Source organism: Barnesiella intestinihominis YIT 11860, from assembly GCF_000296465.1.
Lineage (GTDB): Bacteria > Bacteroidota > Bacteroidia > Bacteroidales > Barnesiellaceae > Barnesiella > Barnesiella intestinihominis.
The window spans coordinates 754819-766864 of the sequence record NZ_JH815204.1 but is presented as its reverse complement, the minus strand read 5'-3'; the positions used below and the strand labels follow the sequence as shown (position 1 = coordinate 766864).

At 37.6% G+C, this 12046-nt stretch carries 11 protein-coding genes; 7 read left to right on the top strand and 4 right to left on the bottom strand.

Features of this window, described 5'->3' with window-relative positions; genetic code table 11:
- Positions 1 to 2: 2 nt before the first annotated feature.
- A complete protein-coding gene (locus tag HMPREF9448_RS07995; protein ID WP_008862094.1) occupies positions 3 to 773 on the top strand; it encodes a zinc ribbon domain-containing protein in 771 nt (256 codons plus the stop codon).
- Between the two features lie 103 nt (positions 774 to 876).
- Here HMPREF9448_RS07995 and HMPREF9448_RS07990 read toward each other — a convergent pair whose 3' ends face one another.
- From HMPREF9448_RS07990 to HMPREF9448_RS07980, 3 genes are all read right to left on the bottom strand, one after another.
- The gene (locus tag HMPREF9448_RS07990; protein ID WP_229042458.1) at positions 877 to 2223 is read right to left on the bottom strand and encodes an aspartate kinase; all 1347 of its coding nucleotides are present in this window, start codon (positions 2221 to 2223) and stop codon (positions 877 to 879) included.
- 203 nt (positions 2224 to 2426) lie between these two features.
- Positions 2427 to 3509: a linear amide C-N hydrolase gene (locus HMPREF9448_RS07985; RefSeq protein WP_008862092.1), complete on the bottom strand. Its 1083-nt coding sequence runs from the start codon at positions 3507 to 3509 to the stop codon at positions 2427 to 2429.
- 326 nt (positions 3510 to 3835) lie between these two features.
- Positions 3836 to 4780 carry a hypothetical protein gene (locus HMPREF9448_RS07980; protein WP_051008904.1) on the bottom strand — a complete coding sequence of 315 codons (945 nt, stop codon included), beginning with the start codon at positions 4778 to 4780 and terminating at the stop codon, positions 3836 to 3838.
- 143 nt (positions 4781 to 4923) lie between these two features.
- Between HMPREF9448_RS07980 and HMPREF9448_RS07975 the strand changes: the two genes are divergently transcribed.
- Positions 4924 to 5313 (top strand): VOC family protein, encoded by a 390-nt coding sequence (locus HMPREF9448_RS07975; RefSeq protein ID WP_008862089.1) that lies wholly within the window; start codon positions 4924 to 4926, stop codon positions 5311 to 5313.
- A gap of 18 nt (positions 5314 to 5331) precedes the next feature.
- Here HMPREF9448_RS07975 and ppk1 read toward each other — a convergent pair whose 3' ends face one another.
- On the bottom strand, positions 5332 to 7422 hold the full coding sequence (gene ppk1, locus HMPREF9448_RS07970) for a polyphosphate kinase 1 (protein ID WP_008862088.1): 2091 nt from the start codon (positions 7420 to 7422) through the stop codon (positions 5332 to 5334).
- Between the two features lie 128 nt (positions 7423 to 7550).
- On the opposite strand from ppk1, the gene HMPREF9448_RS07965 reads away from it, so the two are divergent.
- The 5 genes from HMPREF9448_RS07965 to HMPREF9448_RS07945 all read left to right on the top strand — a co-directional run bounded on the left by HMPREF9448_RS07965 (position 7551) and on the right by HMPREF9448_RS07945 (position 12039).
- Complete coding sequence (locus HMPREF9448_RS07965) at positions 7551 to 7838, top strand: HU family DNA-binding protein (protein ID WP_008862087.1); 288 nt, start codon at positions 7551 to 7553, stop codon at positions 7836 to 7838.
- Positions 7835 to 8989, top strand: a complete 1155-nt coding sequence (locus HMPREF9448_RS07960) for an HU family DNA-binding protein (protein ID WP_008862086.1) — start codon at positions 7835 to 7837, stop codon at positions 8987 to 8989. Before HMPREF9448_RS07965 ends, HMPREF9448_RS07960 begins: the two co-directional genes overlap by 4 nt.
- Positions 8990 to 9155: 166 nt before the next feature.
- Positions 9156 to 10151, top strand: coding sequence for an AAA family ATPase (locus HMPREF9448_RS07955; protein WP_008862085.1), 996 nt, complete (start codon positions 9156 to 9158; stop codon positions 10149 to 10151).
- A 21-nt stretch (positions 10152 to 10172) separates the two neighbouring features.
- Positions 10173 to 11042, top strand: a complete 870-nt coding sequence (locus HMPREF9448_RS07950) for a DUF58 domain-containing protein (RefSeq protein WP_008862084.1) — start codon at positions 10173 to 10175, stop codon at positions 11040 to 11042.
- Positions 11043 to 11061: 19 nt separating this feature from the next.
- A complete protein-coding gene (locus tag HMPREF9448_RS07945; protein WP_008862083.1) occupies positions 11062 to 12039 on the top strand; it encodes a hypothetical protein in 978 nt (325 codons plus the stop codon).
- Positions 12040 to 12046: the final 7 nt, after the last annotated feature.

Below are 12046 nucleotides of genomic sequence, written 5' to 3'. Positions count from 1 at the left end.
GTATGGCTACTGACAAAACAAAAGCAGAGAAAGAATATACAGTGGAGGAGAAGTTGAAAACACTGTATGATTTGCAAACCATTCTTTCGGAAATCGATAGAATAAAAACATTGAGGGGTGAGCTTCCTCTTGAAGTTCAAGACCTTGAAGATGAGATTGCAGGTCTTGAAACTCGTATCAAAAACTTTCATACAGAAATAGAAGACCTTAAAGCTGCTGTGTCGGCTAAAAAAGTAGAAATACAAAATGCCCAAACGCTTATAGAGAAATATACCAAGCAGCAGGATAATGTGCGGAATAATCGAGAATTTGATTTTCTGTCGAAAGAAATCGAATATCAAACGCTTGAAATTCAATTGTGCGAAAAACGTATCAATGAATTTATCGCAGCACAAGAGGCCAAGAGTAATGAAGTCGCAGCTTCGGAGGAGATTTTACAGGATCGCCAGCATATTTTGAACGAAAAGAAAAGCGAACTTGATGAAATTGTTTCGGAGACCAAACAAGATGAAGAAAAGCTGAGGGAAAAGGCCAAGAAACTTGAAAATAAAGTGGAGCCTCGTTTGTTGTCTGCATTTAAGAGAATTCGTAAGAACGCACGCAATGGTTTGGCAGTGGTTTATATTCAACGCGATTCTTGTGGAGGGTGTTTCAATCGTATTCCACCTCAAAGACAGCTCGATATCAAAATGCGTAAGAAAATTATCGTTTGTGAATATTGCGGACGTATTATGATTGACCCGGAACTTGCGGGAGTGAAAGATGTAAATTAGTAGAATTAAAATTATTTTTATAAGAAAAAGGTCATTCATTTTCAGAATGACCTTTTTTTGTCTGACTTTATCACCCGTTTTAACAGGGTTATTTTGCTATTTATTAAGAAAAGACACGTTGGCTAAGTGCTTCCAAAGCTCGCTTTTTATCATCACGACGCATAACGAACGAAACATCGCAGTTATCTCCGTAAGAGATCATTCGTACAGGAATATCTTTTAAGGCTTCGACTATTTGATGTTCAAAGCCCACATTATACCATTTCAGATCACCCACAACACAAATAATTACCATATCATCTTCGACCGAAACATCGGCATATCGTTCCAGCATAGAGATTATTTTCGGCAAATGTATCTTATTGTCGATTGATAAAGATATTTCCACATTAGACGTTACGACCAAATCGATAGGTGTATGGGATTGTGCAAAGCAGTGAAATATTTTTTCGAGGAAACGGTAACACGGTATTTTATAATGAGAGCGCAACTTAATATAAGTTACGTTATCTTTGGCTGCAACAGCCTTTATTTTCCCGGTGTCGGCAGTATCGGAAATAAGCGTTCCCGGGGCTTGGGGATTCATAGTGTTGAGTAACCTTACAGGGATATTTTTTAATTTGGCCGGAAGGATACATGTCGGATGCAAAATCTTTGCACCGAAATAAGCGAGCTTGGAGGCTTCGTCAAAAGTCAGAGTACGCACTGGTGCTGTTGTCGATACTACTCTTGGGTCGTTGTTGTGTAGTCCGTCTATGTCGGTCCATATTTGTATCTCACATGCATTCAAGGCAGAACCCAATAATGATGCAGTATAATCGCTACCGCCTCGTTGTAGGTTGTCTATTTCACCGGATACGTTACGACAAATATAACCTTGCGTAATAAACAAACGATTATTGGGATAGTGTTTTAATAATTTGCATACATTCCTTTTGATAAAGTGTATATCGGGCTCTCCGTTTCTGTCGGTACGCATGAACTCAATCGCAGGAAGCAGAACCGACACGATTCCAATTTCTTTCAAATAAATATGCATCAGTCGAGTTATCAGTAATTCGCCCTGTGCCAGTATGATTTTTTCTTGTTTTGAAGAAATGGGAGATTGAGCTATTGTTTGTAACGATGAAAAAGAGCATAGAATAAACTTTTTAGCTTCTTCTATGCTCTTTGCAGAAAGATAGAGCTTATCGGCGACTTCAATATATTTGATTTCCAAACACTTAATGTCTCGCTGTGCACCGTCGATATCTCCATTAAATAGTAATGAGGCTATTTTTGCCAATGAATTGGTCGTGCCCGACATTGCCGATAGTACGACCAGATTCAACTCATTATTACAAATAAGATTTGCTACATGTTTGATTCTCTCGACGGTTCCTAATGAAGTTCCTCCGAATTTCAAGATTTTGAATTTTTCTTGTTTACGATCCATTTTCTGCTTTTCCATTTCTCACATGTCTCTATTACAGAGTTTTCGTTTTATACTTTGCAATTAAAATACCATAGTTTGAAATTTATATAATTGTTTGATTTATAATTAATTATTAAATTCAAATATAAAGGCAATATTTCCAAAATGGAAAAAGACCATATCGTTATGATAGATACGGTCTTTTTGTGATTACATTTACAAAGTATACCGAGTATTGATCAATTGATTCGTACCGGCTGTATAGGTTGCTGTTTTATCAAATCGAGTGGAACCGCTTGATATTTTACACGATTAAAATCGATGGCTTTCAAGTCTATGCAACGAATGTCGCTATTATACATAGTACGATAATAGATAACTCTGTGTGTAAGATCTGTCGATGATGTCCATTGTGTGGCACTCGGTATATCGGTAGGCGTTTCACTTTCAGAAAACTCTATACCGATAGGTATATCAAAGTTGTTCAAAATGTGAAAGCTCTGTATAACAGTTTCTATCGCTGTTTCTTTTTGTGGAGAAGAAGTCTGGTAAAAAGCGGCACGTATGAATCTTGATGGGGGAGTGACATCACCGGGAATGCCGAGGAAACCACTGCCTGCACCAAATGAGGAAAGTTTTATATTTCCGAGTGTCCTCGGATTAGTAGTCCCGGGATAAAGATTGATGTAATTATTCAGATTGGTCATATGCCAGTCAAAACCGGGAGAATTGGTAAGTATTCCTAATGTATTTTCATAGAAATTAGGTTGACCATCAACAATCTCCAATACGATTTGCTTTCCTGTAATATCTGCCATTCTCCAATGAACGGTTGAGGCTCTCGGGTCAATCGGCACGATGTGTATCTTTTTTATAGCTTTCATAGCTTCGTCTACCGTTGAAAAGTTTCCCAATATCCATGATACTAATTGTAAATCGGCTATACTGGAATCTTTCAGTTTGGAATCATAGTCTTCATATCGACCATATCCGGGAAAATAAAATAATCCGGCAGATAGTCCAGCCTCGTTTAGTCCCTCTGCCACAAATTCCTTTTGTTCGACGGATAACCCGATATAACCGTAACGAGCTGTAAATTTCATTCCCGATCGCTCTCCTCCGGGAATATAGGAATACTGTTCGTAACCACGAGGAACGACAACATATTGGCTATTTAAATCGCTGCCGCCCCATTCGATTGTTCGGGCAAGAATCATAGAATTATCTTTTGTTGTTAAAGTAATGCCGGTACAAGCTTCTGAGACATGAACTTGAAATAGAATGATAACAACCGTTATCCATAAAGAAAGTAATTTTTTCATTTTTTTGTTATGTTTAATTGAGATGGGAATAAAGTATAAAAAGAAATGCATTTATAATTGTCAGAATTCAAATATACTTAATTTTTTAATATTAACAAGATATCTTTGTTATTATGAGTATAAAGCTGGCTATAAAATGTCAGTTTATTTTTAAACATTCTTTATCTCTAAATTGTTTTGCCAATAATTTGAAATACGAGGTAAAGCTATTCAGCGAAATATCAAGATACAGATATAAAATCTATATATTGGCAAATTGTTCGAAAAATTCACAGCCGATAAGACGTAAATCCTATCGGCTGTGTCTCCATAATAAATTATACCGATTAGAATCGGAAACTAACATATAGGTATGCGCCTGATACTTTCCAATCTTGATTTTCTTCATCTATCTTATACGAAGTCGTACCCCAACGATATTCAGCGCCAAGAGATATAACTTTGTATGAAGCTGCTAAACCTGTATTAAAATAAGATCCATAGTTCATCAGGAAATCACTGTCTTGATTATATGCGACGGAGAAAGTCGGATCATAACGGAAATATACGTTTATTTTTAAGAAATCGACCGGATTAATCGTGATAGAAGTACCAAACTGCATTCCGATTTCAGCTTTATAAATATCTCCGCCGTCTTCAAAATCACTTTCTTCTACGGTATATTTTGCTGCTGCTATATCGAAGACTGTCCAATCCAATCCGAATTTCAACATTCCGAAAAGAGGCTTTTTGTGCAAATAATAAGTATTTCCTCGGTTTATAGCCACAGCAAAATCACTATTTAATTTTTCTAAGCCATTACCCCGGGCTAATGAAGGCATACCATAAGAAATATTGAAGTATTTTTTCCTTCCCCAAATTTTTTCTTGTTTAGCCATGTAATCAAGTTTTGTATTCATTTCTTCGGTAAGATTCCCAATTTTTGTATTAAGGCTATCTACTTGCAAATGCAATGTTTTATTTTGGCCCCGATATATAAAAAGCGAGTCTTTTAATAAATCGTTTTCTTCTGATAAATTTTTATATTTACCGAGAAGTGTTTTCTGCTCTTTAATCAATGAGTCTTTACTGGCTTTTAGTAATACATTTTGATTTTTAAGTGTACTGTTGTCTTTCGATAAAGCACTATTTACCGAAGACTTTTCATCGATTACTTTGTGCATAATACCGATGGAATCTTTCAGCATTTGGTTCTGCTTCTTTAAGGTTTGAGCCGATACAACCTGACATATCGGCATACAAATTAGAAATAAAAATACTATCTTTTTCATAATTTGAGATTTTTCTGCAAAAATAATAATAAAAAATAGAATGAAAATCACATGATAATCGTTATTCTTTTAACTTTTTTTAATCGACAAGAATTTGTAATATAGATAAGTAATGTACATTTGTACAAAAATTACACATTCATATGAAACTTAATCACGTTGCACTATGGGTAGACGATATCGAATCGGTTCGTCTTTTTTATATGAAATATTTCGGTGCTTTATGTAATGACAGATATGTCAATGAATCTAAGAAATTTACTTCTTATTTTTTATCTTTTGATGAGGGAACAGCTTGTCTTGAATTAATGAATCGTCCTGATATTTTAGATATGCCTTTCAACCGAGGCCAAGTGAAAGGTTTGGCCCATTTGTCTATATCGGTAGGTAGTCGAGAAGCTGTCGACGAGCTTACCCGACGTTTGCAAACCGATGGATATACGGTTATAGGACAACCTCGGCTTACCGGTGATGGATTTTATGAGAGTACTATACTCGACCCGGAAGGTAACAATGTTGAAATTACCGAATAATGAATTAGTAAATCCCAATCAACTGATAAAAATTTCGGGTATCACAGACTGTGTGTCGGGAATAGAATATTTTTCTAACAGATGAAAGCAGTGTCGTTGAGAACGGAGCTTTGCTTCCCGACTTTGAACATAGTGATTTTCTAAATTTTCGTCTATATAGCAAGCCTTGACATTATCTTGCAGTTGAAGAGATATAATTGATAATATTTCATTTTTTATGCTTTGGTCGAATATGGGAACAGCAGTCTCAATGCGTCTGTTCAAGTTCCGTCGCATCCAATCTGCCGAAGAAAGGTATATATCCTCATGTCCACCAGCGTAAAAATACCAAATACGCGCATGTTCCAAATAAGAATCTATTATGCGAATCATACGGATATTGCGACTGTAAGGTTGGTTGGGAACTAAACAATTAATACCTCTTACGATCAAATCTATATGTACACCCGCTTCGCTGGCATCATAAAGAGCATTTATCATATTCGTATCATGCAGCCCATTCATTTTTAATATAATATGGGCTTTCCGACCTTGACGAGCCTCTTCGATCTCAAAATTTATTTTCCGTTTCAACACATCAACCATGTTGAATTGAGCGACCAATAAAGTTTGGAAATATCGGTCATTTGACGAGCCGTCTAAAATGGAAAATAATTTATCCAATTCGCTGGTAATTTCCCTATTTACAGTGAACAGGCCCATATCCGAATAAATTCGAGCCGTATTTTCATTAAAATTCCCTGTACTTAAAAAAGCATAAGCTTGTGGCTGATTTTTGTGAAGTGTAGAACATTTGATTAATAATGCTTTTGCATGCACTTTTAATCCGGGAGTACTATACACCACGCGGATACCAGATTTTCGCATCAGTTCGGAAGTTATGATATTGTTTTCCTCGTCGAACCGTGCCTTTATCTCTACATATACAGTTACTTGTTTTCCCTTCTGTGCTGCATAAAGTAAACGATCTATGATTTCGGAATTTTCAGCGACACGGTATTGGGTGAGTTTTATGTCGGTAACGTTAGGATTATCGGCAGCCTCGGTAAGAAAACGGGTTAAATAACTAAACGACTGATATGGAAAATGAATTAGAAAATCCCGTTGCCGAATAACTTCGAACATGGTTGGTGCTCTGTCGAATGCCGGTATCTGCATAGGCGAGGGGAGTACTTCGCTTAATTCTTTTCCGGTTAGATTCGGTAACTTCGATAAGTCTTCCAAATTAAGGTATCTCCCTGATCGAATACACTGCCCGTGAGGAATATCATAGGCATCACAAATGTATTGCAGCATATCTAAGGGCATGCAGCCATCGTAAACCAGTCGATTGGCATTCCCTATTTTTCTCTTTTTTACGCGCTTGCGTACCGCATCAACGATGTTCGCTACCTCTTTGGCTTCTATGGAAAAATCTGCATCGCGAGAGACTCTTATCGCATAGTGAGAATCGATAATAAATCCGGGAAATACGACGTCTAAATTTAAGGCGATCATATCGTCAATAAACATCAGATAATTTTTGCCATCGTGAGGTGTGAGATTTATGAAACGAGGTACTTTACTAAATGGTATCTTTATTTGGGCATAAAACGGTTGTCTATCGGGATCTCCTTTCTTGTACATTTTTATGGCCAAATAAAGTCGATTATCTCGTAAAAAAGAGACAATATCATTTTTTAGTATCAAGACCGGTTGTAGAAAGGGAAATACCTCTTCTTTAAAGAAATTACGAATCTCTTCTCGATGACAATTTTCTATTTGTTCGTTGTGATACAACACCATTCCTTCTTTTTCAAGTTCAGGTATAATCTCGTTGAAAAAGAACTTATTGAAAATATCTACTTGTCGATTTACTTCTTGATTGATTGCGCTCAGTGTATTTTCTGCCTGTCGTTTATCCTCAGTACTTTGTAGCGGATCAGATAGTATTTGGTGATATTCCGATACTCTCACTCTATAAAATTCTTCTTGATTGGATTGATAGATAGACAAAAATTTTATTCGGTCAAATAACGGAACCGCATGATCCATAGCTTCCATTAATACTCTGTAATTAAAAGAAAGCCAACTTATATCGCGTTTAAAATATTTTCGAACATTTTCCATAGTGGTTTATGTTGATTAAGTAACGGTAAATATACAAATAATGTACGTTTGTACAAATTTTTTTCTAAATTTGCACATAGGCTATTAATGGTACAAACAAACTTCTCTCAATAAAAAAATAATGGAGAATGGATCATAAATCTTTTTTGATACAATTACAATCCCGATTGGGCAAAGATAAAGGAGAAATCGACAGCTACATGTCTGCATTTCTTCAAATTTTGAAGGAACGTTGTTCTCAGATGGACACTGTGGCAATACAAGGATTCGGGTTATTCGAGCCCAAAAAGAAATTAGAACGAGTAGTCGTGAATCCGTCAACCGGTAAGCGTATGCTTGTCCCTCCCAAGATGATTTTGTCATTTAAACCGGGGAGTGCTATTAAAACTAAACTTAAAATGTTGTCTTCCAAATGAACGAAAAAATATCTTTTCCCGATTTGGTTGGATTGCTTTCTTCAAAGATGAATATCACGAAGAAAGAAGCTGAAACTTTTTTGAAAGAATTTTTTACTGTTTCAACAGAAGTCATAACTTCCGGTGAAGAGTTGAGAATAAACGGGTTAGGCTTATTTAAACCTATATGGGTAGAAGCCCGAGGAAGTATCAATGTTCAAACCGGAGAACCTGTGGAGATACCGGGGCACTATAAACTGTCTTTTATCCCTGATAAAGTATTGCGTGAAGCTGTTAATGCCCCATTTTCCAGCTTTTCTGTCGAAGTCCTCAATGATCATGTGCCGATTGAGGATATGACGGCCGTTCCAAGTCAAGATATAGATGAAAATAACGACATTTGTAATACCGAAAATGTAGAACTACAAGATTCAAAAGAAATTCGAGAAAAAGAAGAGGAAGATGAACCCATAGAACCTGCTCATGAATATATTCAGGAAGATAAATCAGCCGATGAAGAATCTTCTGAATCTACTGTATCATTACAATTTCAAGAGGAAGTTATTCAACCCGAATCAGAGACGAAAGTAGAAGAAAAAGAGGAAGATTGTTATGAAGATTATTTGCGGAAATCGGCTTCTCGAAAATCATTCTGGTGGGGGGTACTGTCCACATTCGGCATTATTATAATATGCTTGGCCGGAGGTATATTTTTTATGGGAAATGATAGCCCTTATGTTGTGAAAATCGGAGAATATACTCTGTCTTTGGGAAAGCAGTCGATCGATTCGCGACCCATGAACAACAATCCCGAATTGGTTGTTCTACCGGAAAATAAAGATACACTTTCAGAAATGGAAAAGGATTCTGTCCTTAAAGATTCGGTAATCTCGGCTTCTCCCCTCGCAGCGCCTGAGGTCAAGCCGGTTATAGAAACTATTCGATCAGGAATATTTCTGACGACATTGGCTCGAAAATATTTTGGGCATAAGGCATTTTGGGTGTACATTTATGAAGAAAACAAGGACGTGATTAAAAATCCTAATCAGGTTCCGATTGGGACTCGTTTAACCATTCCAAGTGCATCGAAATATGATATTGATGCAAACAATAGGACTTCTGTCGAGAAAGCTAAGGCATTAGCCGCGAAAATACAGAGTCGTTATGAATAAATACCAACCGAGTCGTTAGCTGAATAAGTTAGCGACTTAGTCTTTTTTAAGTGAATAGTTAGCCATTTTTAACGCGATTGGGTATATATAGAACCAGTGTATGGCTAATTTTGCGACAGAGAAAGTCAAAAAACGTATAAATTAAAAATATAAAAAGATAAAACGTATGAGTGAAACAGTAGATATTCGGGAGTTGAACGATCTGATCGCCAGTAAAAGTTCGTTTGTGAATATGATAACACAAGGCATGGATCAAGTTATTGTCGGTCAAAAACATTTGGTGGATTCACTGATGATAGGATTGTTATCCAACGGACATATCTTGCTTGAAGGTGTACCGGGGTTAGCAAAAACTTTGGCTATAAAAACATTGGCTTCTCTCATTGATGCAAAATATAGCCGCATACAATTCACGCCCGATTTACTGCCTGCCGATGTCATGGGTACGATGATATATAGTCAGGCAAAAGAACAATTTCAAATCAAGAAAGGTCCTATTTTCGCCAATTTTGTTTTGGCAGATGAAATTAACCGGGCTCCGGCAAAAGTACAAAGTGCGCTATTAGAGGCCATGCAGGAACGTCAGGTTACCATTGGTGAGCAGACGTTTAAATTAGACGATCCGTTTTTGGTTATGGCTACTCAGAACCCGATAGAGCAAGAAGGTACATATCCGTTACCAGAGGCACAGGTGGACCGTTTTATGCTTAAAGTAATCATCGGATATCCTAAAAAAGAAGAAGAGAAACTCATTATACGTCAGAATATAAGCGGACGAAAAATAGATATTAAACCCGTTCTGCAACCGTCTGAGATTATTGAAGCGAGAGAGATTGTCCAAAAAGTTTATATAGATGAAAAAATAGAACGGTATATTGTCGATATCGTATTTGCAACACGTTTCCCCCAAGATTATGGTTTGGGAGAGCTGAAAGAAATGATATCATTCGGAGCCTCTCCTCGTGCATCTATTAGTCTGGCCTTAGCAGCCCGGGCTTATGCATTTTTAAAACAACGGGGCTATGTTATTCCCGAAGATGTGCGAGCCGTTTGTCACGATGTATTGCGTCATCGTATCGGGTTGAGCTACGAAGCCGAGGCCAACAATATGACCGCAGAAGAAATTATTAGTGAAATACTCAACAAGGTAGAAGTTCCCTAAACGATGTTCGGGATATAATTTATGGAAACCAGTGAGCTGTTGAAAAAAGTTCGTCATATCGAGATAAAGACGAGAGGTCTTTCCCGTAATATATTTGCGGGGCAATACCATTCGGCTTTTAAAGGTCGGGGTATGGCGTTCTCCGAGGTCCGAGAATATCAGTATGGCGATGACGTAAGAGATATAGACTGGAACGTGACGGCACGTTACAATAAACCTTACGTGAAAGTATTTGAAGAAGAAAGGGAATTGACAGTCATGCTTTTGGTCGATGTCTCTGCCAGTAGAAATTTTGGAGCGGTAGGAGAGGCCAAACGTGAGATGATGGCCGAAGTCGCTGCAACTATTGCATTCTCGGCTATACAAAACAACGATAAGATAGGTATGATATTTTTTTCCGATAAGATAGAAAAATTCATACCCCCCAAAAAGGGCCGCAAGCATATTTTGTATATCATACGAGAACTTATAGACTTCCAACCCGAGAGTACAGGAACCAATATAAGTTTGGCTCTGGAATATATGACAAACGCGATCAAGAAACGATGCACGACATTTTTGATTTCTGATTTCGTAGACGGGAACGATTATAAAAATGCTTTATCGATAGCTAACCGTCGTCACGATTTGGTGGCAATACAAGTATATGACCGACGTGAAACTCAATTACCCGATGTAGGATTGATTAAACTCCAAGATTCCGAGCGAGGGTGTGAGCAGTGGGTAGATTCGTCTTCGGCAAACGTGCGAAACCGATATGCCGCTTGGTGGAATTCGAGACAAGAAAGAATGCTTTCGACTTTACGTAAAAGTAGAGTCGATTTAGCGACTATCGCAACAAACGATGATTTTGTCGTAGCCCTTATGACTCTCTTCAAGCGAAGAGGGTAGATTAAAAATCTATGTATATATGAAAAGAAGGTATATAATATTACAGTTGTTAGGTCTTTGTTCTGTATTGCCGGTATTTATGGCAACTGTATCTGCCCAGAATAATATAGTCGTGCGAGCCCAAATGGATTCTGCCGCTATTATGATGGGAGATCAAACTACGGTGCGATTAGAGGTTTCTCAGGATAAAGATAAATTTGTGAGGTTACCCATTATTCAAGATACGCTTGTTACAGGTGTAGAAGTGTTGAAGGTGTCCAAACCCGATACGATCGATTTGAAAAACAATCGGATACAAATAAATAATGAAGTTCTTGTCACCTCGTTCGATTCGGGACTTTATTATCTACCTCCGTTCAAATATGTCATAGAAGACGATACTTTCGAGACTCAGGCGTTGAGTCTCAAAGTAGTACCGGTTCCGGTTGATACAACTCATGCAGAGTTCGATATAAAAGGAGTAGATGCACCACCTTTCGTATTGATGGATTACATTCCGTCGTGGGTAATATATTTATTGGTCGCTTTAATCGTCATAGCGGCAGGAATATATGCATATTGGCGTTGGGGCCGGCGGAAAAAAGGCGAAGAAACTATCGATGAAAAAATGTTGGTTCCGCCTTATGACCGGGCAATACAAGCTTTACACGAATTAAAGGACTCTAAACTTTGGCAACAAGGTCAGGAGAAGGCCTATTATACGACTTTAACGGAGATTCTTAGAGAGTATATCGACGAACGATTTCATATCAATGCAATGGAAATGACTTCTTCTCAAATTATTGAAACATTGCATCGTAACGAAGAGACAAAAGCTGTCAATCGGCAATTACGAGATATTCTTGAAATGGCCGATTTCGTGAAGTTCGCAAAAATGAGACCTCTGCCGGACGACAATGAGCAGGTAATGCGTTATGCCGAGACTTTTGTTGAAGAGACTAAACCGGAAGAAAAGGCTCCTGAATCCGAGAATCAGACTTCCGAAAAAACGGAATGAAAAGAGA